20 protein-coding genes are annotated in these 22,719 nt (G+C 34.9%); 15 read left to right on the forward strand and 5 right to left on the reverse strand.

All coding sequences use genetic code 11. The features are described from left to right. Nucleotides 1-9 precede the first annotated feature (9 nt). Both HF969_RS02970 and HF969_RS02975 read right to left on the reverse strand, forming a co-directional pair. A complete protein-coding gene (locus HF969_RS02970; RefSeq protein ID WP_090289285.1) occupies nt 10-648 on the reverse strand; it encodes a response regulator transcription factor in 639 nt (212 codons plus the stop codon). Next, on the reverse strand, nt 629-1,774 hold the full coding sequence (locus tag HF969_RS02975) for a sensor histidine kinase (RefSeq protein WP_090289286.1): 1,146 nt from the start codon (nt 1,772-1,774) through the stop codon (nt 629-631). Before HF969_RS02975 ends, HF969_RS02970 begins: the two co-directional genes overlap by 20 nt. 151 nt (nt 1,775-1,925) lie before the next feature. Here HF969_RS02975 and HF969_RS02980 point away from each other — a divergent pair, with 151 nt between their 5' ends. The 5 genes from HF969_RS02980 to HF969_RS03000 all read left to right on the forward strand — a co-directional run bounded on the left by HF969_RS02980 (nt 1,926) and on the right by HF969_RS03000 (nt 7,022). After that, entirely contained in the window at nt 1,926-2,864 is a 939-nt protein-coding gene (locus HF969_RS02980) for an ABC transporter ATP-binding protein (protein WP_090289287.1), read from the forward strand. Then, nucleotides 2,857-4,086, forward strand: a complete 1,230-nt coding sequence (locus HF969_RS02985; protein ID WP_090289288.1) for an ABC transporter permease — start codon at nt 2,857-2,859, stop codon at nt 4,084-4,086. Before HF969_RS02980 ends, HF969_RS02985 begins: the two co-directional genes overlap by 8 nt. Further along, entirely contained in the window at nt 4,073-5,278 is a 1,206-nt protein-coding gene (locus HF969_RS02990; RefSeq protein WP_090289289.1) for an ABC transporter permease, read from the forward strand. The genes HF969_RS02985 and HF969_RS02990 overlap by 14 nt, the downstream gene beginning before the upstream one ends. A gap of 135 nt (nt 5,279-5,413) precedes the next feature. Continuing rightward, on the forward strand, nt 5,414-6,364 hold the full coding sequence (locus HF969_RS02995) for an AEC family transporter (RefSeq protein ID WP_090289290.1): 951 nt from the start codon (nt 5,414-5,416) through the stop codon (nt 6,362-6,364). Next, nucleotides 6,357-7,022, forward strand: a complete 666-nt coding sequence (locus HF969_RS03000; protein WP_090289291.1) for a YggS family pyridoxal phosphate-dependent enzyme — start codon at nt 6,357-6,359, stop codon at nt 7,020-7,022. Before HF969_RS02995 ends, HF969_RS03000 begins: the two co-directional genes overlap by 8 nt. A 54-nt stretch (nt 7,023-7,076) precedes the next feature. Here HF969_RS03000 and lepB read toward each other — a convergent pair whose 3' ends face one another. The 3 genes from lepB to HF969_RS03015 all read right to left on the reverse strand — a co-directional run bounded on the left by lepB (nt 7,077) and on the right by HF969_RS03015 (nt 11,166). After that, complete coding sequence (gene lepB / locus HF969_RS03005) at nt 7,077-7,583, reverse strand: signal peptidase I (RefSeq protein ID WP_168427149.1); 507 nt, start codon at nt 7,581-7,583, stop codon at nt 7,077-7,079. A gap of 277 nt (nt 7,584-7,860) precedes the next feature. Continuing rightward, on the reverse strand, nt 7,861-10,146 hold the full coding sequence (gene glgP, locus HF969_RS03010; protein ID WP_090289293.1) for a glycogen/starch/alpha-glucan family phosphorylase: 2,286 nt from the start codon (nt 10,144-10,146) through the stop codon (nt 7,861-7,863). 186 nt (nt 10,147-10,332) lie between these two features. Beyond that, the gene (locus HF969_RS03015) at nt 10,333-11,166 is read right to left on the reverse strand and encodes a DUF368 domain-containing protein (RefSeq protein WP_090289294.1); all 834 of its coding nucleotides are present in this window, start codon (nt 11,164-11,166) and stop codon (nt 10,333-10,335) included. Nucleotides 11,167-11,306: 140 nt separating this feature from the next. On the opposite strand from HF969_RS03015, the gene HF969_RS03020 reads away from it, so the two are divergent. From HF969_RS03020 to HF969_RS03065, 10 genes are all read left to right on the forward strand, one after another. After that, entirely contained in the window at nt 11,307-11,555 is a 249-nt protein-coding gene (locus HF969_RS03020; protein WP_090289295.1) for a hypothetical protein, read from the forward strand. Further along, nucleotides 11,545-12,837 (forward strand): hypothetical protein, encoded by a 1,293-nt coding sequence (locus HF969_RS03025; protein ID WP_143406542.1) that lies wholly within the window; start codon nt 11,545-11,547, stop codon nt 12,835-12,837. The genes HF969_RS03020 and HF969_RS03025 overlap by 11 nt, the downstream gene beginning before the upstream one ends. A 26-nt stretch (nt 12,838-12,863) precedes the next feature. Beyond that, nucleotides 12,864-13,271 (forward strand): cytidine deaminase, encoded by a 408-nt coding sequence (gene cdd, locus HF969_RS03030; RefSeq protein ID WP_090289297.1) that lies wholly within the window; start codon nt 12,864-12,866, stop codon nt 13,269-13,271. A 24-nt stretch (nt 13,272-13,295) separates the two neighbouring features. Beyond that, nucleotides 13,296-13,688 (forward strand): lactoylglutathione lyase, encoded by a 393-nt coding sequence (gloA, locus tag HF969_RS03035; protein ID WP_090289298.1) that lies wholly within the window; start codon nt 13,296-13,298, stop codon nt 13,686-13,688. A 508-nt stretch (nt 13,689-14,196) separates the two neighbouring features. Further along, nucleotides 14,197-16,128 carry a 1,4-alpha-glucan branching protein GlgB gene (glgB, locus tag HF969_RS03040; RefSeq protein ID WP_090289299.1) on the forward strand — a complete coding sequence of 644 codons (1,932 nt, stop codon included), beginning with the start codon at nt 14,197-14,199 and terminating at the stop codon, nt 16,126-16,128. A 1-nt stretch (nt 16,129) separates the two neighbouring features. Continuing rightward, nucleotides 16,130-17,266 carry a glucose-1-phosphate adenylyltransferase gene (locus HF969_RS03045; RefSeq protein WP_090289300.1) on the forward strand — a complete coding sequence of 379 codons (1,137 nt, stop codon included), beginning with the start codon at nt 16,130-16,132 and terminating at the stop codon, nt 17,264-17,266. After that, nucleotides 17,267-18,421, forward strand: a complete 1,155-nt coding sequence (glgD, locus tag HF969_RS03050) for a glucose-1-phosphate adenylyltransferase subunit GlgD (protein ID WP_090289301.1) — start codon at nt 17,267-17,269, stop codon at nt 18,419-18,421. 9 nt (nt 18,422-18,430) lie between these two features. Further along, a complete protein-coding gene (gene glgA, locus HF969_RS03055) occupies nt 18,431-19,885 on the forward strand; it encodes a glycogen synthase GlgA (protein ID WP_090289302.1) in 1,455 nt (484 codons plus the stop codon). 199 nt (nt 19,886-20,084) lie between these two features. Further along, the gene (locus tag HF969_RS03060) at nt 20,085-22,208 is read left to right on the forward strand and encodes a PBP1A family penicillin-binding protein (RefSeq protein WP_245694802.1); all 2,124 of its coding nucleotides are present in this window, start codon (nt 20,085-20,087) and stop codon (nt 22,206-22,208) included. A gap of 95 nt (nt 22,209-22,303) precedes the next feature. Next, entirely contained in the window at nt 22,304-22,648 is a 345-nt protein-coding gene (locus HF969_RS03065) for a YlbF family regulator (protein WP_090289303.1), read from the forward strand. Nucleotides 22,649-22,719: the final 71 nt, after the last annotated feature.

The raw sequence follows: 22,719 nt of genomic DNA on the forward strand, positions 1-22,719 counted from the left end.
AAGTCTTTTTTATTCAGATAAATGTTTATAATAGTAGATAACCAATTGGGTACGATCGCGTAAGTTCAATTTTTCAAGAATAACTGATAAATAATTACGGATAGTTCCTTGCGAAAAGTGCATTTTTTCTGCAATTTCCTTATTACTTAGACCTTGGGCAAGCCAATGTACTAATTGATTTTCGGTATTCGTTAAAGGATCAAGAGTAGAGCGGTGTGGGGATGAATCGATAAATTGAGGTAATTTTGCAATGATTTCATCACCAAAAACTCTATGGCCGTTATTAACTGCTCGAATAGCTGGAATAAGACTTTGATAGTCTGTTTTTAATAGATAACCTTTTGAACCGATGCGTAAGGCTTCAATAATATATTCGTCTTCTTGAAAAGTTGTCAAATAAATTATTTTGACTTGGGGATCAAGTTGTAAAAGTTCTTTACCGGCTTCTAGACCATTCATTACTGGCATTCGAATGTCCATAAGAATGATATCTATTTCGTTATTGTTATACAAGTTAATCGCCTCTTGACCATCATGTCCGACTGCTATGATTTTGATAGGATCATCAAGTTCTTTGCTACCCATTTCGATAATTGTTTTTAACCCAGAAGTTACTAAAGCATCATCATCAACAATCATTAGTTTCATCATTTAGCTCCTTTGGAATTTTAATAAATATACGAAAACCATTATCAGTTATGATATGTAAATTTCCTTTTAAGCGTTGTACACGTTCTTCCATAATCATAAGTCCGATTCCTTTTTGACAAGTCGAAAAATCCTCAATCTGGTTGCCATTATCCACAATTAGTAGTATAACATATTTGTCTGTTTCTTGAACTGAAAGGGTTACATAACTAGCATTGGAATGTTTATTAATATTTGTTAAGGCTTCTTTAATGATATTTACGATGGAATGAATGGCTTGATTGGAAAAATTAGCAGTATTTTTATAGGTAAAGTGTATGTTACATTTAGTGAATTGATCGACTAGAGTTTGAATTTCAAATTTTAAATTAATCGAGTTTGCTTTTTCAACATGAATAACAGAACGAATATTATTCATTGAGCTATTGAGTGTATCTTTAAGATTAAGAAGCGAATTTTTGATATTTTGATCAGTAATCACATATTCTAATGCTGCGATTTGAATAATTGCTGAAGAGAGTTGATGGCCTAGAATGTCATGGATTTCATTTATAATACGGCTTCGCTCTTTCAGAATCGAATTAGCAATGAGATCATCTTGTGCCTTAATTAATGTTTCTTGTTCATGTTTCCTATTTTCATTGATAATTCTTAAGCGGTCTATTTCATGGTAAGATTTATTTTTGAATTGCTTGTTGTTCATAATAACAGTATTTAATAAACTAGTTAGATAAGATTGACCTAGAATAAAGAGAAATTGCTCCAGTGAGGCACCAGCAAGTAAGGCTGCGAAAGGGATTAAGAAGAAATAGAAATAGGAGGCCTTACTACTTAATTCAAGGAGAAAATAAAATGCGGGAAGAAAGACAAATAAATCTTTATCTATGACTATTAAAATACCAATAGTAAATATAAACAGTAATTTTATTATAGAATAATTTTTTTTGAAAGAACCTTTATTTTTTTCTGATTCTTTTAGCGTAATCAGTAAAATTTTTTGAATTGAAATAAGAATCAAGCAAACACAAAACGCGATTATCGGGTAGCTGTTTGTTGAAAGATCAGTATGATAACAATAAAGGGTTAATATTAAAATGAAATGACTAAATTCTTCTTGTTTAGACATGATGATCCCACTCCTTTAAAAATATATTACCATAGAAATGATTAAGAGATGGTGACATTTGTCATTATAAAGGATGACATATTTCGCTTGTAAATTATGGGTCTTTCAATGATAATTAAGTTAAATAAGCTAACAGTAAAGGAGCATTATTATGTTGGTAGAAATTAATCAATTAGTAAAGCGATATAAAGATTTGATAGCAGTCGATCATTTATCATTATCTGTGGCTGAAGGTGAAATATACGGATTACTTGGTCCAAATGGTTCTGGGAAAACAACGGTTATCAATTGTATGTTGAGTTTATTATCCTACGACTCTGGGAGTGTTTATTTATTTGGAAAAGAAATGACACCAACTAACTATGAAATAAAAAAGCGAATTGGATTAGTAATGCAAAACATTGGCGTTTACGATGAATTATCAGTGGAAGAAAATATTGATTATTTTTGTGGATTGTATATTAGAGATAAAAATCTCCGCAGGGAAGCTGTAAATGATGCGATCAAATTCGTAGAGTTGGATGATTTTCGAAAATTCCGTCCTAAAAAGTTATCAGGTGGATTATTAAGACGTTTAAATTTAGCTTGCGGTATTGCTCATCGACCAGACCTGATCATCTTAGATGAGCCTACAGTAGCTGTTGATCCACAATCACGAAGTAGAATATTAGAAGGAATAAAGGATCTAGCCCATCAAGGCAAGACGATTATTTATACCACTCATTATATGGAAGAAGTCGAATATCTTTGTGATCGATTAACCATTATTGATAAGGGAAAGGAAATAATCACAGGAACTTCCGAAGAGATTAAAAATATTTCATCAAAGGGCGAAGTAGTTACTATGGATATTTTTGAGTTGGGTTCAGTAGCCAAGGAACGATTAAGTCAGTTGCCAGGTCTTCTTTCATTTAATTATGAAAATGGTAAAGCAAATTTTGTGTTTTCAAAAGGTCAGAGTCATTTAATTCAATTATTAAGAATCCTAGAAGATTTCCAAGTAGAAGTGCTTAATATATCGGTGAAACGCCCGAGTTTAAATGATGTCTTTCTTGAAGTAACTGGAAAGGAGTTAAGAGATAATGTTTAAGCATATTTTGACCTATACTCCCAAACTATTTTATCGCAGTATGGAGGGAGCATTGTATGGCATTTTATTTCCTATAGCATTTGCCATCGTAATCAATTTGGCTCTTTCAAATATTCTAAATACCGGTTCTAATCTTGATCCCATACGAGTTGCCTTGGTAATTGAAGGAAATCAAATTGAAGAACAATTAGCAAAAGAGACTTTCAGTCATATCGCTAAAGAAGGATTAGATTATGATAAAAAGATTCAGAATGATCAAAATAAAAAGGAAGTAAAATATATAGCTTACCAACAAGTAACCAACTTAGATGAAGGACGAAAACTCTCAGAAAGCGAGCAAATTCTCGCAACCATAAAAATTGATAATCATAATTTCGCTAATAAAATGAGTATTGAGATCAATCCAGCCTTCAAAAATTCTTATCGCTCATCCGTTTTATATACTATATTAGAATCCTATGGATTATTATCTCAAGGGGTTTCAAACCAATTAGTGAATCATCATAATGCGGGTGAATCAAAATCTGATGGGCAGGATAATAATTTCAAATTAGCTGGTTTATCCCCTGGGGAAATGATCAAGGAACGAACAAGAAAAAAGAATACCTCTTCTAATAGTGTTTTTTATTATGCGACATTTGGATATCTATGTATCTTTTTTATGACCATGGGGACATCAATTATTGAAGAAAATGAGGCTTATCACTCAGCCCAAGCTTTAAGGATGACCACGACACCTATTAATAAATTTAAACGTTTTTTAGCAACCTTTATCGGAAGAGGGATTCCGTGTTTGTTAGTAAATTACATCGTTTTATTAATCTTCAAAATCTTTCATGCCCCGATTGGAATTGATTATTTAAGAATATTGATTCTTTCGACATTAGGTGTGATTTTAGGGCTCCTTTTAGGGACTACTAGTGCGGCCATCTTTAAAAGGAATCAAGGGTTGTATAATGTTGTATCTGTTTTATTACCTTTGTTATTCTCTTTCTTGGCAGGGATGATGTCGGATTCAGTAAAGATTCTCGTCAATCAAAAAGCTGCCTGGATAAATAAAATTAATCCTGTGACTCTTATTTCAGATAGTTTATATTATCTAAATAATTATCCGAATTATAATCATTTCAATCAAAACATTTTGATTATTATAGGGATCATTATCATTTGCATGATTGGAACGTATTTGGGATTAAGGAGGACCGATTATGCCAGTCTTTAAATTGTTTTTTAAGATTATTAAAGCAAATTTCTCGCGTTTTCTCGTTTCCTTATTTGTTTTTATTTTATTGGCCACTCTAATATATCAAACAACGAGCGAACAAAACGACAGTCAGTTTCAATTAGCAGATCCTCAAATAACTATTTTTGACAACGACCATTCTTCTAAGGCAAGCCAAACTCTCATTCATTTTCTTAGTCAAAGGGCTGAAATTGTTGAAATTGAAAATACTCCGGAAGCCATATCTGATGCTTTCTTTGATCGTAAAATTAATTATGCTTTAACTATTCCGGAAGGATTTAACGAAAGTCTTTTAGATACAAGTCAGTCAGTAATTCCATTGCAAAAGGAAAGCTATAATTCTCTGATGGATGAAATTCGTATCGATTCCTTGATTGAATCTTTCATGGTGAATGCCATATTGTTGGTTGATAATCTACCACAAGATGTTGACCAAAAGAACTACGATCAAGTATTTAGCCAATTAGAAAGAAATTTGAACTTTGAAATAGAAATCCTACTAGGTTCTCAAACTAAAGAGTCTTCAAAGACAATGTACCTTGGCCTCCTCTTCCTGCCTATGATTTTGTATTTTATCATGATGAACTTTATCAATAATTTTGGGTATGTTGAATTGGCAATGCGTCAGGAAAGTGTTATTAAACGTGAAAGAAATTCTTTGTTAAAAGAATCAAGTCGTTTGACTGAGACGATTCTTGCAACTACCTGTTATACAATCGGTTTTTGGATTGTTTTGATTTTACTAGCTTATCTTTTCTACGGTGGAGAAGTCCTCGCTTCGCAAAGAGCTTTTTATTTCTTACTTTCTAGTTTTATCGCCACATTGGGTATACAAGCTATGGCTTATTTCATTGCAGTAATTGCCCCGAATAGAGGGCTTATCGATTTTTTAGGTAATTTTTTTAGCTTATTAATAGCATTTGGGTCTGGTTTGTTCGTTGATCTAGATTTAATACCTAATGAACTTCAATTTGTTTCTTCGTTTGCGACTCCTATTTGGTCAGTTAAAGCGAATCAAATTATCGCTGAAACAACTAACTTTTCGCAAGGAGCGATGATAGATTACTGGAGGATGATTGGTATAGAGCTATTAATCACACTTGCGTATTGGTCATTAGCTTTGTTGATTAAAAAGAAAGCCCAAGAAACAAATTATATAATTACTACATAAATCATACTTTTATAAAAGCTTTCTTTGACGGATAGAAAAGTCAAAGAAAGCTTTTTCTATGGTGGTAACTTCCTTCAGGGGACAAGTTGAGTTATAATAAGATCTAGTAAAATGTCATGAAAGATTGAGGGAGATATGGATTTAGCACTCATCATTTTTAAGCAATTAATTATACTGATTTCTATAGCGGTGATTGGGTTTAGTTTAGTTAAGAAAGATCTTCTGTCGCAAACCACTATTAGTCAATTAAATACGGTGATTGTTAAATATTTAACTCCCTTGATAATTGTTGAAGCTTTTTTCAAGCCGATCCACCAAGAACTGATTATACAATTTTTTCTAGCAATGATTATTTATGCTTGTTTTGTATTATTGAGAATTTATGTGGGACATTGGTATTTTGGTAAAGATGAGGACGGGGTGTCTAAGTTTGCGACAGTCTTTGGGAATGTTGGATTTATCGGTATTCCTTTGACCTTAGCGGTTTTTGATCCTTCCTTCGTTATGATTACCACAGGACTATTTCTGGTTACGAACTTCTTTTCATGGACGCTTGGTTTAAGAATGATTAGAGTCAAAGATAAAGAACCTAAAGTAAAATTCTCACCACGTCCGATTCTTCTAGCTTTTTTAATTGGTGCAATAATCCAAGTGTTGAATTTGCCTATTCCACCCATCCTATCACAAGGAATTCATCAATTAAATCAAGTTTATTCTCCTCTAGCAATGATAATATTGGGAGCATATTTTGTCGATATTGCCAAAGTTTCAGACTATCTTGATTGGAAATTATGGCAAACAGCTGTTATTAAATTAATTATATGGCCGCTTATTAATTTATTTATGCTGTTGTTAATACCTGGTCTAAGTTTTGAGACTTTCTTTATTTTAACAATGATACTTGCTGGCCCTTCCGCCATGATGGCAGCACTATTGAGCCAATTAGTGGGAGGCGATTATTTGAAAGGGGCTAAAATAGTTTTACTGACAACCGTCGGCTCTTTGATTACAATTCCACTCATTTTAAATTTTGCAACTTGGCTATATGAAAATTATTATGTATTAGGGGGATTTATGAATGGATAAAGAAAGGATAGCTAAGAATTTAGCAAAAGTAAAGAAAGATATAGCGCCTTATCGGGCCAAATTGGTGGCAGTGACAAAGTTTGTTGATGCTAAGACTACCAGAGAACTTTATGATTTAGGGGTTCGTGATATGGGTGAAAATCGCTCGGATAAATTCCTAGCGAAAATAGAAGCTCTAAATGATATTCAATCAGAAATTACTTGGCATTTTATTGGTCATCTCCAATCACGCCAAGTAAAATTAATTATTAATCAGGTTGATTATTTACATTCATTGGATCGTTTATCTTTAGCAAAAGAAATTCAAAAAAGAGCAGACCAGGCAGTTAAATGCTTTCTGCAGGTCAACGTTTCTGGTGAAGAGACAAAGGGAGGATTCGATCCGGATCGCGTGATGGAAGCAGTAGAAGCTATTGAGGTCTATGATAAAGTTCAAATTGTTGGATTAATGACCATGGCTCCAATTGATGCTGGAGAAACGGAACTCCATCACTATTTTGCTGAATTGAAAGAAATACAACAACTAATTGTTAGAAAGAATTATCCTTGGGCTCCCTGTACAGAGCTTAGTATGGGGATGTCACGGGACTATCAAATAGCTCTAGAAGAAGGCGCAACCTTTATTCGGGTAGGTAGTGCTTTATATGATCAAAAATAAAGATTTTTAAAAAGGAGTTTAAACGATTGTTTTAACTCCTTTTTGATATCTCGGTTAGAAAGTAGTTATTTTTTCAAAGGGAAAGAGGATTATTTTAATTTCTGAAAGTAGATTTTCTTCAGGAATTAAACCGATCTTTCTTGAATCTACAGAATTTTTACGATTGTCTCCTAAGCAATATAAGTAACCTTCTGGAATCGAATCCACTTTAAGATCCTGCGTTACTTGGTCTGTTAAATAGGGCTCATCAACTTTTTCTCCATTGACATAAAGTATACTATCAATATATTCGATGGTATCTCCCGGAAGGCCAATAACTCTCTTAATGTAATTTTTCTTTTTTTCCGGGACTTTAAATACCACTATATCGAAACGGTCAACCTTAGTAATTTGACTTCCTATAACAATATCGTTATGTTCAAAGGTATTCATCATAGAAGCTCCTTCAACTTTATAAACACTGAAGATAAAAAGTCTTAGAATTATTAAGACGGTAAAGAGTGAAATAAACCACTTGTTATCTTTTACGAAAGACTGGATAGTATTCATTTCGATTTTCATTATATACCTCCTCATATTCAATAATTTGCGATAGATAATTGAATCATTAAGTAAATAAATCAAAAATTTGAGAAATAATTGATATGTAAACATTATAAAAAGTAAAGTGGAGGTTTGCAATGGGAAAAAGCAGATTTAAATTATAAAATAGCTTTTCTCTCATTATACTTTTGTCATGACTTAAATGGAAATTATTAGCTAATAATAAATAAAAAGAACCCCTCTATCCGAGTCCGGATTTAGGGGTTCAGTACAAAGTGTCCTGTCTTTTTTACTTTTATTCATCACCATAAGAGACCGGTAGATGCCAAATAGTATCATTATAATCGCCGATGGTCCGATCACTTGAGAAGAAGCCAGAATTTGCAATATTAACAACTGATTTTTGATACCAAGTGTCAATATCCTCATAATCGCTCAACATTTGTTCCTTAGTAACAATGTATTCTTCCAAATCAATCAGAGTCATAAAATAATCTTTATGGATCAATTCTTGGTGAAGGCGTGTCAGACGGTCTTCATTTCCAAAATATAACATACCATGCGAAACAATAAAGTCTACTAGAGGTTTGATGGTTTCTTTTTGGTAATATTCGTTTGAAGAATAGCCATTACTTTCATATAGGTGAATAATTTCCTGACTTTCTTTACCAAAGATATAAATATTTTCATCTCCAACTTTTTCAAGGATTTCGACATTTGCTCCATCTAAGGTTCCGATTGTTAAAGCCCCATTAGCCATAAATTTCATATTTCCTGTTCCTGAAGCTTCTTTAGAGGCCAAAGATATTTGTTCAGAAATATCTGCGGCTGGAATAAGGTAAGAGGCATTTGTGACATTATAATTTTCTACCATAACAACTTGTAGGTGAGGGGCAACGTCTTTATCTAAACGGATTAGTTGTGAGAGAGTTAAGATTAAGTGAATAATATCTTGCGCAATGGTATAGGCTGGAGCAGCTTTTCCACCAAAAATAACCGTAATTGGTGTTTCAGGTATATTGCCATCTTTAATCTCCAAGTATTTGTGAATGACCCACAAAGCGTTCATCTGTTGACGTTTATATTCATGGAAGCGTTTAATTTGAATATCAATAATTGAATGTTCATCGATTGTTATTTTCATTCGGTCTTGTAAACGTTTCTTCAAACGTAATTTATTGTTGTGTTTGATGGCTCTCAATTTACTTAAAGTGCGTTCATCTTCCTTAAAATTAATAAATTGCGAAAGATCCGCATTACGATGCCAAAGCGTTCCGATTTTTAAATCTAGGTATTCAGATAGTTCCTTATTGGCATCCATCACCCAGCGACGGAAGGTGATACCGTTGGTCATATTATGAAATTTATCTGGATAAATTTCATAAAAAGGTTTTAAGGCAGATGTTTTAAGAATTTCAGTATGTAATTCCGCAACACCATTAACGGAAAAACCAAAATGAATGGCTAAATGTGCCATGTGTACAAAATTTGAACCGTCAATGATCCATACTTCAGCTTGATTTGGATAGCGATCTTTAACAATTTGATCAAGACGTTGAATAATGTTAGCGATTTCTGGCATGACTAATTGTATATCACTGAAAGGCCAAGTTTCTAACGCTTCTGCAAGGATGGTATGATTGGTGAAGGCTGTGATTTCTGTGACAATTTGATAAGCTTCTTCGAAATCGATACCTTCTTTTATTAGAAGGCGCACTAATTCAGGAATAATAAAACTCGGATGAGTATCGTTGATTTGAATAATAGCATATTCAGCTAAGTCGTGGAGGTTGCTTCCTTTTTCTTTGGCTTCATGAAGTATGAGTTGAGCTCCATTTGAAACCATGAAATACTGTTGGTAAATTCGAAGTAATCTACCTTCATGATCAGAATCATCTGGATACAAGAAGAGAGTTAGGTTTTCTTGAATGTTTGTTTTATCGAATTCAATGGAGTTTTCCGATACGATTGATTCCTTAACTGTATCAAGATCAAAAAGACGCAAACGGTTGCGGTGCGTTTGTTTATAACCTAAAATGTCTAGATCATACAATGTTGATTTTAGTATAAATGAAGCATAAGGCACTTCAAAAGAAAGATGAGACTTTTTAATCCAATCTTTACCAGTTAACCACGCATCGGGGACAGTGTGTTGCTGATTATCGGAAAATTCTTGCTTAAATAGACCAAAGTGATAATTTAAACCAATGCCATCTCCATTAATACCCATTTTAGTGATTGAATCTACAAAGCAGGCGGCCAGTCTTCCTAAGCCACCATTGCCTAAAGACGGTTCTCTTTCAGCATGCTCAATATCCATTAAGCTTTTTCCGTTGGCAATCAGTTCATTATTAACCTGATTATAAATACCGAGATTGATGAGATTGTTACTCAATACTTTCCCGATTAAAAATTCTGCTGAAAAATAATAGAGTTTTCGCTTTTGGTCTTGGTCACGATAAGGAAGTCGACGAGAATGTTCCTTAACAACTTCCATTAAAACGGTGTAGAGTTCTTTATTATCACAATCATATACTTTTTTTTGATAGAGGTCTTGGGTATAACGCTCAAGTAAGGTCATTTGAAACTCCTTTTTGCTGATTTATTGATTAGATTAGTTGTATGACAAATTAATATTTTGTCTCTTTCATTATAAGTGAAAGAATTACAAGCTGCAATTTTATCTCTTAGATGGAAAGAGATGGTAAATTAAAACCCTGTCTCAAAATATGCGGGGTAGAGTTGAAATGGCACACATCATTAAAGTTTAGTTGATCCTTTTATATTTTTCTTCTAGGCGGGACATCCACCAACCTAATGCACTACCTAATAAAAGCATGAGTCCACACATTGCATAACCATTTAAAGTAATCCCACTATAATCAGTGGGAACGATCATAAAGGTGGAGGCTAGAACGACGCCAAAAATAAAGTGGAAGAACTTTGCGTAATAAGCATCAAATATACTTTCAATTAATTTTGAAAGAAGGAGTATAGTCAACAGGCCACCAACACCGATTGGGATAATGACTCCCAAGTCTAAACTCTTAAATCCATCAGACATTAATTTATACATACCCATATAAAGGATAAAGTTGGAAGGGCTCAAGCCTGGAATTAGAACCCCTAGAGCAATTAAAGCTCCTGCTATCATCCAGGTGAAAAAGTTGGCTGAAACTTGTCCTCCAAACAAATCTTGTCCGAAAATGAGGAGCGCTAAAGCCATAATAAAAGAGAAGATCATAATAACGAAATCAGACTGAACGCGCCCTTTATCACCCGCTTCTTTCCACAATGAGGGTAACATTCCGACTATGCAACCAACGAAGAACCACATGACATAGGTCTCATAATTTTCAAGCACATGGCTGACTCCAAATGAGAGGATTACAATTCCAGTCAAGGCACCTAGGCCGACCGGAATAAAGAAGACAACATCTTCAACAAAATTCTTAGTCATATTAGCCAAAAAGCGGATAATTCGTTCGTATAAACCAAAAATTGCTGCTAAAGCACCACCAGACACACCGGGTAGGATAAAACCAGACCCAATAAACATTCCCTTAACAAACCGCCAGAACCAATCAATTGTTTTTTCCATCGTTTGACCTCCAAATTAAAATACCTGTTTAGTTTAGCCCTTATTTTTATAATTTTCAATTAAAGTTAATGTTAGACGAGAGTAGGTCTTTTATAAAATCTATTGTATAATATAACTAATATGATATAGGAGTGATAGAAATGAACAAAGTTTATTTTTCTGACAAATGCCCAAATACGACGGATTTTGTCAATCAATTAGATCAACTGCAAATCAGCTATGAAGCTGTTAACATCACAGATTCTATGAATAATCTGAAAGAATTCTTAAAACTAAGGGATAGTCGCAAGGAATTTGATGTTGCGAAAAAAAATGGTAATGTTGGAATCCCTGTGCTGTATGCTGAAGGACGTTTAATTTATGATTTGGAACAAATTGATGAAAAATAAAATTTTGTTTACAAGAAGAGGGGCAGTAACTATTGTTTTATTAATGGTCAGTGTTCTCTTAGCAGTACCTCGTGTAAAAGCTTTAACGGAGAATGATTATTATGATATGGCTAACCAAATACTTGAAGATTTTTCTACCAGCAATAAAAGTGAAAAAAAAGATAACACGAAATCATTAAAAGACTCTTTAACAGAAGTAGATCTTGAATCAAAGATCGGTCAATTTGTCCAAGAGCACAATATAGAACCTAAAAGAACGAGTGTGGATTTAGAAAATGATTATCGAATGGAATCCCTCCTTCTTAAAGAAAAAGGAGCTGACTATGGGATTGAAATAATATCAATTTATCAAGTTGATCAGCTTATTTATCTTGGTAGTCAATTTTATGGGCCATTGAAGTCAATAAGAGAATCAAACCAACCGTTAGAAATTGCGCGTGGTATTGGAGAGGATTTTCAAATAACGGCCACATTGGATGGCGATATTATAGAAGATAAAGGACTTTTGGTCCAAGTTCATTCAGGTGAAAAAAAAGAAGACTTTCACTTAGCTTATTTTCGAGAACAGGCTGTTTTAGCAGATTACTTGGCAAATGAATTCTTAAAAACGCATCACATTCCATTGGTGAATCCAAATTTAACACTTGAATTGGCTAAAAAACGAAAAGTTCCTAAGCCAAGTGAAGAAAAAATGGATGATTTAAAAGACGACAATCGTTCTTTAAAAGCTCAACTAAAGGGTTTGATCCCTGCATCATTAGCTCTGTCAAAAGTCAAAGATTTAAATAATTATCAAGAAAATATCCAAACACTTGAAGATCAAATAAAACTTTATCAATCCAAAACGCAAACAGAAATTACAGCTAGTAATTTTTCTCGCTCCTCAATTCATGAACAAATAGGAGAAGCAAGTATCAGTAAAGACGAAGACGATCTATTAGTCGAAGAATACTATTTTCTTTCTTCTGACCAGTTAGTCTATCTTAAAATAACCTACACATCAGACCAGTTGTTGCAAGCAAATTTCCATTCTTTTGATGAGGAAGTATTTAAAGCCAATAGGGACTTTCAAACACCTTATAGCAATTATGAGACAAACGGCTATATCACAGTGGAAGAGTTAGAAGATGCCTTAGGAGCGTCAGACAGCTCAGCTTATTATTTAATGACGGGTTTCTCTTATTATGCTTGGGTTAATTATTCCGATCCAATGCGTCAATTAACGGCCAGCTTACAGCAGAATCAAGTGATTCATCTTCAAATAGATGAGTCAAAGGATTAGATAATAGATTAGGAAGAAGGATTAAAGTGGACAAACAAACTATTAATACGTTGATGGAACATGCTCGTGAAGCAGTAAAAAAAGCTTATTGCCCCTACTCGCACTTTCCAGTAGGTGCAGCCCTTTTGACCGAGGATGGAAAAATCTATACAGGAGTCAATGTTGAAAATGTTTCTTTCGGTGCGACAAATTGTGCAGAGCGTTCAGCAATCTATACTGCCGTTTCTGAAGGTTACCGACCTGGTTTTATTAAAGCGATCGCGGTTGCAGGAGAAACGGATGATTTTCTAACCCCCTGTTCGATTTGCCGTCAGGTATTAGTTGAAATGGCTGGACCCGATACTCCTGTGTACCTAACACGTAAGGATCAAGAGATTTATCAAACAAGTGTCAGAGAATTGGTACCAATGGCCTTTCAAAGTTTAAATATGTAGAATAATATTAGAGGAGGAATTAAAATGACACAGAAACTATTGCATACTTGCTATCGTATTAAGGATCGAGAGGCAAGTTTGAAGTTTTATACTGAAACATTTGATTTTAAAGTAATGCGTGATCGTCGTTTTCCTGAACATAATTTTGACCTCATTTACCTACAAGTTCCAGGATCTGACTTCGAATTAGAGTTAACCTACAATTATGATTCAGAGGGTTATACAATTGGCGATGGCTTTTCTCATATGGCAATTGGAGTCGATGATTTGCAGGCCCAGCATGAGAAATGCAAGGCAGCCGGTTATGAAACAACGGAGCTTAAAGGATTACCAGGACAAAAAGCTTCCTATTTCTTCGTGAGTGACCCTGATGGTTTTCGTTTGGAAGTCATGGAAAATAAAAATTTAGCAGTATAAACTTGTAAATGTCTCTAAGCTATGTTACGATACTGCTTGCGATGAGTCGAATACAATCTGGTAGATTGGAAGCAGACTGTCTAGAACTTCGAGTTCAAGCCAGGAAGGTGACAGGGCAAGTTGGAGATGTGAACTCCAACTTGCAATATCTTATGATATTTTGCGATTCGTGAGTATTATAATACTCGCTGGAGCTCTATTAAGAGTTTCGAATAATAAAGCCCCTATAACCACTTGTACTTAGTGTTTATAGGGGCTTTATTTGTTTAATTGATTTATCATTTAAAAATATTGTAATTTTGATTGATATAAACTTAAGATCATTTCTTGATTATTAAAAAATGAGCGTCATTCATTCAAAGAATTAGTCTTTAAATTAAGCTTTGTTATGGGTTTGTTCTTTCAAAATAGCTTATGATCCGTTACAATATTAGTAATTGACAAAGTTACCTAATTCACTTAATAGTCCGTCTCTTACTTATCAAATTATAAGAATGGAAGGTTGCGAATGAAATTTTCCTTGGATCGAAATAGGTTAATTAATGAAATCAAGAAGTTTGCGTTTGAAATCCATGATCAGGCCTATCACTTTCTTGGATCAAAGCGTATAGAATCTCATTCTAATGGCTATCAATTTAGTGTGTGGGCTCCGAAAGCTTGGCAAGTGTATTTATTGGGAGATTTTTCGAATTGGGAAAATCTTCCAATGGAACGAGTAGAGGGAGGAGTTTGGACCTTATTTGTAGAAAAAGCTCAAGCAGGTCAATGCTACAAGTATGGTATAGATCATGGAAATAATCACATTGAATATAAAATAGATCCCTATGCCATCCGGTTTGAGACCCCTCCGCAAGACGCGTCAATTATTGAAGATCTAGATGATTACTACTGGAAGGATCATGATTGGTTACAAAAGCGCAAATTAAAAGACAAATATGCGAGTCCTTTACAAATTTATGAGGTGCATCTAAGTTCTTGGCGCCAACATCCTGATGGTCGCCACTATTCATTTAAAGAATTAGCGCATAGTTTAGTTCCCTATGTTAAGGAGATGGGTTATACTCACATTGAATTTATGCCTTTAACGGCTTTTCCATACCCGCCTTCTTGGGGCTACCAGGTGACAGGGTATTATGCCGTAGCAGGTCAATACGGTCGCAGCAATGATTTCAAATATTTTGTGGATTTCGCTCATCAAGAAGGTATAGGAGTCATTTTAGATTGGGTACCCGGCCATTTTAATCGTAATGCTAACGCCTTAGCTTATTTTGATGGACATGCTTGTTATGAATATCAAGACGCTCAGAAAGCTGAAAACTATAGTTGGGGGAGTTTGAATTTTGATCTAGGAAAATTACAGGTTCAATCCTTTTTAATATCCAATTTAAATTATTGGCTGACCGAATTTCATCTGGATGGTATCCGTGCTGATGCCATTTCTAATATTCTCTACCTTGATTTCGACCAAGGGCCTTGGACACCGAATCAATATGGTAGTAATGAGAACCTAGAAGGTTTTGCTTTTCTTCAAATGATGAACCAATGGGTTCAAGATTACTATCCCGATGTATACATGATCGCAGAAGAAGCAACATCTTCGAGTGGAATAACACTTGAAATTGCTAAAGGGGGCCTTGGTTTTGACTATAAATGGAATATGGGATGGATGAATGATGTTTTACGCTTTTTCCAACTACCCTATGATCAGCGTCCAAACCAGCTTCGCTTAATCACATTTGTCTTTATGTACCAATTTAAAGAAAGATATTTACTGCCTTTCTCTCATGATGAAGTAGTACACGGGAAGAAGTCTCTTTTAGCTAAGATGCCTGGGGATCGTTATGACCAATTTGCTGATTTACGTTTATTACATGCCTATATGTTAGCACAACCTGGAAAGCAATTGCATTTTATGGGGAATGAGTTGGGCCAATTTCTTGAATGGCGCTATTATGAAGAGCTTGATTGGAAAGGCTTAAGTAGAGAGTATAATAGTGAATATCAAACTTTTATTCGGACAATTAACACGATTGGTTTGGAAAGACCAGAGTTTTATCAATTAGATCACAGTCCTAAAGGTATAACTATTCTAGATGCTGACGATTTGACAAGAGGATTGCTGAGCTTGATTCGGTGGTCTAAGGATAAAAAGTCATATTCTATCATTATGATCAATTTTTCAAAAAATCATTATTATGATGTCGAAATAGGTGTACCTGAAAGTGGAGAATACAAAGTTTATCTGAATAGTCAAGCCCAAGAATTTGCTGGTTATCAAACAGATTGGTTAAAAACATATCATTCATTCAATAAAGCTTGTCAGAAACAAGATTATAGTTGTTTGATTGAGGTTCCAGCCTTATCGGTGCAGTTTATTGAACATATTTACTATCAAGATAGAAAGGAGAAGGGTGCTAATCAGCTAGCATCCAAACATTAAAATGAAAGATGAAATGATAGCTATGATTCTAGCCGGTGGTCAAGGAACAAGATTAGGAGTATTGACCAAAAGCATTGCTAAGCCTGCAGTGCCGTTTGGTGGACGCTATCGAATTATAGATTTTACTCTTAGTAACTGCGCAAATTCGAACATTCATAAAGTAGGAATCATAACCCAGTATCAACCTTTAGAATTAAATGGGCACATCGCCAATGGAGAAGCATGGGGCTTCAATGCGAGTGGTGGTGGAACAACCATTTTACAGCCTTATTCATCAACAGATGGAGAAAAATGGTTTAAGGGTACATCTAATGCTATTTACCAAAACATTGCTTACATTGATTCGATCAATCCTGAGTATGTCTTGATTTTGTCTGGGGACCATATTTATAAAATGGATTATGCAAAGATGTTAGACTTTCATAAAGAAAAAGGAGCTTCTTTAACAGTTGCAGTTAAACCAGTGCCGATGGAAGAAGCAAATCGCTTTGGCATTATGAATACTGATCAAAAAGATCGAATTGTTGAGTTTGAAGAAAAACCTGAACAACCCCAATCAAATCTTGCCTCAATGGGAATTTATATTTTCAACTGGCAAACTTTACGCAAGTATTTGATTGAAGATCAAGATAAAGAAAATCAACTAGAAGATTTTGGAAAGCACGTAATTCCGCTTTATTTGGCCAATGGGGAAGCATGCTATGCCTATGCTTTCGATGGATATTGGAAAGACGTAGGAACCATTGCCTCCTTATGGGAAGCGAATATGGAGATTTTGAATCAAGATCATCCTCTTTATCATTCCAATCCCGATTGGCGTGTCTATTCTAATAATCCTGTTTTGCCTCCGCAAGTCGTCACTGATCATGCAGCTATTTACGATTCGTTCGTAACTGATGGGTGTTATGTGTCAGGAGAAATTCACCATTCGATTCTTTCAGAAAATGTAAAAGTAGGGCTAGATTCGCAGATTACTGATTCAGTAATCATGGCTAATGCCAGAATAGGTGCTTCATGTCGGATTGAATATGCGATTATTGGTGAAAATGCGAGAATTGCTGATGGAGCAATGGTCATTGGAACGGAAAGAGATATAGCTGTAGTCGGTTTTGGAGATCAAATAGAAAGGAAGAATTAAATGGTTCAGCGGAAGACCTGTGCAATTTTAAATTTAACGGAAGATAATCAGCCCCTTTACCCCTTGACTTTTAATCGTCCAATTGCAGCCCTGCCTTTTGCCAGTCGTTACCGGATTATTGATTTTATTTTATCCTCACTTTCTTATGCGCAAGTCCAGTCAGTAGCAATGTTTATTGGAGAATCAGGACGTTCGCTATATGATCATATTCGTTCGGGGGGTTCTTGGAATCTTGATTCACGAATTAGAGGCGGTATTTTCACTTTTTCACAACAGAATTGGAAGGCTCGTTATCATCATGAGAATGATCATGAAGGGTACTATTATAACCATCGAATCTTTTTAGAAAGATCGAAAGCAGAGTATGTTTTTGTGTCAGGGTCTAAGATTATTGCAAATCTAAATATAAATGATTTAAGACAATCTCATATCACAAGTGGCAAAGACGTCACTTTAGTTTATAAGAATGTAATCAGTTCAACTATTGGTATGAACCATCCTAATGAACGAATTGTTGCATTTGACGAAGAAAAGAATATCGTTGATTTATTGCCCAATTCTGAAAAACCTGCTGCAGCTTCAGTCAGTTCAAGTTTAGATATGTACTTTCTTTCAGTTGATATTCTCTTAGATTTAATTAATCGCGCAGAAAAAGAAGAACAATATCTAGAAATTGATGATCTTATTCAATTTTATTTGCTGGATTTCAGTATTCACCCCTATGAATATAGAGGATACACAGCAAATATCAATTCAATTGAAGCTTATTATCAAGCGAATATGGATATGCTTAATCACTTATCTTTTGCAGCCCTTTTTCATACAGATCAACCTGTTCGAACCAAGTCTAAAAATGGCATCCCGACCTATTACCATGAACGATCTTATGTCCGGAATGCGATTTTGGCCACAGGAACAACGGTTTATGGTGAAGTCATTGATTCCTTGATTAATCGTAGAGTTCAAATTGGTGAGAATGCAAGTGTCCGAAATTCTATCATTCAACAAGGAGTAGTTATTGGTGAAGGAGCCACGGTTGAATATGCAATTTTAGATAAGAACGTTGTGGTCAAACCAGGCACAGTCATTCGTGGACGCCCAGATCATTTAATTGTCAGAGCTAAAAATGAAGTTGTGGATGCACGTGTAGACTAGGAGGTCGACATGAAAATATTATTTGCCTCAGCAGAAGCGGCTCCTTTTTTTAAGACTGGTGGTCTAGGTGATGTCTCTTATGCTTTACCTAAAGAATTGGCTAAAGATACATCTATTGATATCAGAGTTGTATTACCTTTATACAGTCAAATGTCGCAAGAATATTCTGAACAAGTAGAAGAAATCGCTCATTTTCGCTTCCAATTAGGACAGCGTAATGTTTATTGTGGTATCAAGCAGTTATGCTATCAGGGTGTAATTTATTATTTTATTGATAACTTGGCCTACTTTGATCGAGCAGGATTATATGGTGAATGGGACGACGGAGAACGTTTTGCCTATTTTTCAACAGCTATTATTGAAATGTTGGAAGTGATTGATTGGATTCCTGATATTATTCACTGTAATGATTGGCAGACAGCTATGGTACCCGCTTTGTTAGTTGATCGCTATCATTGGAAACAATCACTTCAACATATTCGTAAAGTACTAACCATTCACAATTTGCGTTTTCAAGGAATTTATGATGCTGCTATGCTCCCTAATGTGTTTGGTACAGGTTATAATGCTTTTACCGAAGATGGACTAAAATTTGGTGACCAGATGAATTTCCTTAAAGGGGGGATAAATTTTGCTGATCGTGTAACAACGGTTAGTCCAACTTATGCAAAAGAAATTTTAACCCCAGAATTTGGTGAGGGATTAGATCCAGTCTTACGAGTCAACGAGTGGAAGCTGCGAGGAATCATCAATGGAATTGATCAAGCATCCAATGACCCTAAAACAGATAAATTTTTATCCCATCATTATGATGCGAAGAATATTTCTAATAAGGTTAAACTTAAAACTAATCTCCAAGCATTTTTATCGCTCGAACAAGATGAAAATGTCCCTTTAATAGGGATTGTCAGTCGTTTAACGGATCAAAAGGGCATGCAACTCGTTGAACAAGTCCTAGATGATTTATTACAGCAAAAAGTTCAAATGGTTATTTTGGGAACGGGTGATCAACGTTTTGAAGATTCGTTTCGCTATTTTGAAAATAAATACCCTAGTCAGTTTAGAGCTTGTATACAATTTGATATTAATTTAGCTCAGCAGATTTATGCAGCTAGCGACTTGTTTTTAATGCCTTCAGCCTTCGAACCCTGTGGTCTTTCGCAAATGATCGCTATGCGTTATGGAACGCTTCCGCTCGTTCATGAAACGGGAGGTCTAAAGGATACGGTTGAAGCCTATAATAAATTCACAGGTCAAGGCACAGGTTTTTCATTTCACGGTTTTAATCGGGACAATTTACTTTTTACGCTTAATATGGCCTTAGATACCTATTTTAACCATAAAGATGCTTGGCAGCATTTAATTGTACAGGCGATGGAAAAGGATTTTTCTTGGTCAGTACCAGCTAAAGCCTATAAAAAGATATATGACGACCTTCTTAAAGAAACTATTATTTTAAATTAAGATAGAACTATTTGAAGCCTTCTACAGTGTTTGAACTGACACTTTTATTAGAAGGCTTTTTGAATGCCTGTTTAAAAATCATATAATCTTTAATAAAATTTCTTAAACTTTTAGTATAATTACAAATAAAATCAGGCTATAGTAGGAAGCCAGTGATTTTGATCCTAACTATGATAGTATTAGAGAAGCAGGTGACTATATGGTAAAAAATAAATTGAAAGTTAAACAATATACAATGATTCAAGGATTAAAAAATCTATGGCGCTATTATCGAGGTTGGAAATGGTTAATTTTTATTACTTTATCACTCTCTTTATTCTTAACTTCCTATTTAGTTTTTATTGCAAAGTCGACGGATGTTAAGCAACTTCACGATTCTTTACAAACAAAAACTGAAATATATGACCAAGATGATCAGTATGCAGGAACGCTTTTATCACAAAAGGGAACCTATGTTTCCTTAGATGAAATCTCTCCAATTATGCAAGAGACGGTAGTAAAAACAGAGGATAAACGTTTTTATGAGCATAATGGTTTTGACACAATAGGAATCGGACGGGCTCTTTTTCGCTTATTAATTAATCGTAATACTTCTGGTGGTGGTGGGTCCACTTTAACGCAACAGTTGGCAAAAAATGCCTTTCTAACCCTGGATCAAACCTTTCAGAGAAAACTAAAAGAATTATTTTTGGCCTTAGAAATTGAAAAAACGTATTCTAAAGACCAAATTTTAGAAATGTATTTAAATAATGCCTATTTTGGTAATGGTGTTTGGGGGATCGAGGATGCTGCTCAAAAATATTTTGGAATTAGTGCTTATCAATTAGATCAAAATCAGTCGATGGTTTTAACAGGCATTTTGAAAGGTCCCTCAATTTATAATCCCATTGACGATTATCAAGCTGCTATCGATCGTCGGAATGTAATTGCTGACTTACTTGCTAAAGAGGGCGTTATTTCATTTGTGAATGCTGAAGAATACAAAACAATGCCCATTCCTTTAATGGATAATTATATTCCGACTAGTTCTGGACATGAGTTTCCCTTTTATTTTGATGCGGTTATTAATGAGGCCATCCGACTGGTGGATATACCTGAGGAAGATTTAATGTCTAAGGGATACCGCATCTATACTAATTTAGATGTAAATGCGCAACAGGGACTCAATAATGCTTATCAGGAAAATGCTTATTTATTTAATGATGGTGTTTATGATGCGCCGATCGTACAAAGTGCTAGTGCGGTGGTAAACACCCATACTGGAGGGATTATGGCTATTTTCGGCGGTAGAGGCGACTATGTCTACCGAGGGTTTAACCGAGCGAGTGACATGTTCCGAGCTCCCGGTTCAACTATCAAACCTCTAGCAGTTTATTTGCCAGCTTTAGAAAGTGGTTATAATATACATTCTATGGTGCCTGATGAAGTTAAAGCGTATGGTAAAGATCATTTTGCACCAGAAAATTTTAACCGCGAGACGGATCCCAGAGGCGAAGTACCCTTATATTATGCTCTAGCACAGAGTAAAAATACTTCAGCCGTTTATCTATTAGACAAGTTAGGTATTCAAACAGCGGTAGATAAACTTCATCAATTTGGCATTGAGGTTCCTAAACAAGACCAGCAACTAACTTTAGCTTTAGGAGCATTTTCTACTGGAGTGAGTCCAGTGCAATTAGCTTCAGCCTATGCAACCTTTGCGAACAAAGGAATTCGCAATGAATCTTATTTTATTAGACGTATTGAAGATATTTCAGGAAAAGTTGTTTATGAAAATGAAAAACCGAGACGGCATCTGATAATGACCAAAACAGTAGCAGCAGATATGACAAGTATGATGCTAGATACATATGGAGGGAATGGTACGGGATATGGTGCTGGACCAAATAGTGGAATAATTGCAGGTAAAACGGGAACAACTGAAGTTTCGGATGGCTCTACAAAGACCAGAGATCACTGGATGGTAGGCTATACACCGGACTTTGCCATTGCAACCTGGATTGGTCTTGATGATGTTGAAAGTGCCGATTTAGATGAAATTATGCCAAATGGTATGGGTAAATTATTTAATAGCCAAACCTCTTATATCATGGCTTACTCGCCACAAACTCCTTTTGAAGTAACTTATGCTTCTCAAATGGAAGACGATACCAATGGAAAATTAGGAGGAGACTGGTTAGAAGGGCTTGACATAGACTTTAATGAAGAACTTTCGACTCTTAAAGAAAATGGTGAGAATCTATGGGAGCAAGTAAAGTCCTTTACAAATGAAAAAACGCAAGAAATGATCAATTGGTTGGATACCTTAGATCTTCCAATTTAAAGTATTAGCTTAATAAAAATTCACGATTTTCGCTCCTGTTTCATTGAAATAAAGCCAATAAATTGATACTATTGAACTATAGAAATGAGGTTATTATGAACATTAATATTTATGATACAGCCAACACTTTAGAACGCGAATTAAGACAGTTGCCCGCTTATTTGAATGTAAAGTCAGCGCTTGAAGAAATTAAACAAAATCCAGAGAGCAATCGATTATTTGAAGAATTTCGTCATGTATCACAATCACTTCAAACAATGACTGAAGAGCCGAGTGAAGAAAAAATTACAGAGGTTCAAAGCTTGTATGCAAAAGTAATGGAAAACCCTTCTATTAAGAAGTTAATGGAGAATGAACAACAACTTGGTCTCCTAATGGAAGAAATTAATCAAATCATTACAAAGCCATTACAAGAATTATATCAAGCGCCAACTGAATAATTAGACTTGGCAACTGAAAGCCATCGAACAAATAAATTTCGAGGTTCTTTCAGTTGTTTTTATCAACCATG

It is taken from the genome of Facklamia miroungae (assembly GCF_012396555.1).
In the GTDB taxonomy this organism is placed as follows: Bacteria; Bacillota; Bacilli; order Lactobacillales; family Aerococcaceae; genus Facklamia; species Facklamia miroungae.

Bases quoted from the DNA above. Each gene is read 5' to 3' on its own strand.
- HF969_RS02970 (WP_090289285.1), bottom strand. From the start codon at position 648: ATGAAACTAATGATTGTTGATGATGATGCTTTAGTAACTTCTGGGTTA.
- HF969_RS02975 (WP_090289286.1), bottom strand. From the start codon at position 1,774: ATGTCTAAACAAGAAGAATTTAGTCATTTCATTTTAATATTAACCCTT.
- HF969_RS02980 (WP_090289287.1), top strand. From the start codon at position 1,926: ATGTTGGTAGAAATTAATCAATTAGTAAAGCGATATAAAGATTTGATA.
- HF969_RS02985 (WP_090289288.1), top strand. From the start codon at position 2,857: ATGTTTAAGCATATTTTGACCTATACTCCCAAACTATTTTATCGCAGT.
- HF969_RS02990 (WP_090289289.1), top strand. From the start codon at position 4,073: ATGCCAGTCTTTAAATTGTTTTTTAAGATTATTAAAGCAAATTTCTCG.
- HF969_RS02995 (WP_090289290.1), top strand. From the start codon at position 5,414: ATGGATTTAGCACTCATCATTTTTAAGCAATTAATTATACTGATTTCT.
- HF969_RS03000 (WP_090289291.1), top strand. From the start codon at position 6,357: ATGGATAAAGAAAGGATAGCTAAGAATTTAGCAAAAGTAAAGAAAGAT.
- lepB (WP_168427149.1), bottom strand. From the start codon at position 7,583: ATGAAAATCGAAATGAATACTATCCAGTCTTTCGTAAAAGATAACAAG.
- glgP (WP_090289293.1), bottom strand. From the start codon at position 10,146: ATGACCTTACTTGAGCGTTATACCCAAGACCTCTATCAAAAAAAAGTA.
- HF969_RS03015 (WP_090289294.1), bottom strand. From the start codon at position 11,166: ATGGAAAAAACAATTGATTGGTTCTGGCGGTTTGTTAAGGGAATGTTT.
- HF969_RS03020 (WP_090289295.1), top strand. From the start codon at position 11,307: ATGAACAAAGTTTATTTTTCTGACAAATGCCCAAATACGACGGATTTT.
- HF969_RS03025 (WP_143406542.1), top strand. From the start codon at position 11,545: ATGAAAAATAAAATTTTGTTTACAAGAAGAGGGGCAGTAACTATTGTT.
- gloA (WP_090289298.1), top strand. From the start codon at position 13,296: ATGACACAGAAACTATTGCATACTTGCTATCGTATTAAGGATCGAGAG.
- glgB (WP_090289299.1), top strand. From the start codon at position 14,197: ATGAAATTTTCCTTGGATCGAAATAGGTTAATTAATGAAATCAAGAAG.
- HF969_RS03045 (WP_090289300.1), top strand. From the start codon at position 16,130: ATGAAAGATGAAATGATAGCTATGATTCTAGCCGGTGGTCAAGGAACA.
- glgD (WP_090289301.1), top strand. From the start codon at position 17,267: ATGGTTCAGCGGAAGACCTGTGCAATTTTAAATTTAACGGAAGATAAT.
- glgA (WP_090289302.1), top strand. From the start codon at position 18,431: ATGAAAATATTATTTGCCTCAGCAGAAGCGGCTCCTTTTTTTAAGACT.
- HF969_RS03060 (WP_245694802.1), top strand. From the start codon at position 20,085: ATGGTAAAAAATAAATTGAAAGTTAAACAATATACAATGATTCAAGGA.
- HF969_RS03065 (WP_090289303.1), top strand. From the start codon at position 22,304: ATGAACATTAATATTTATGATACAGCCAACACTTTAGAACGCGAATTA.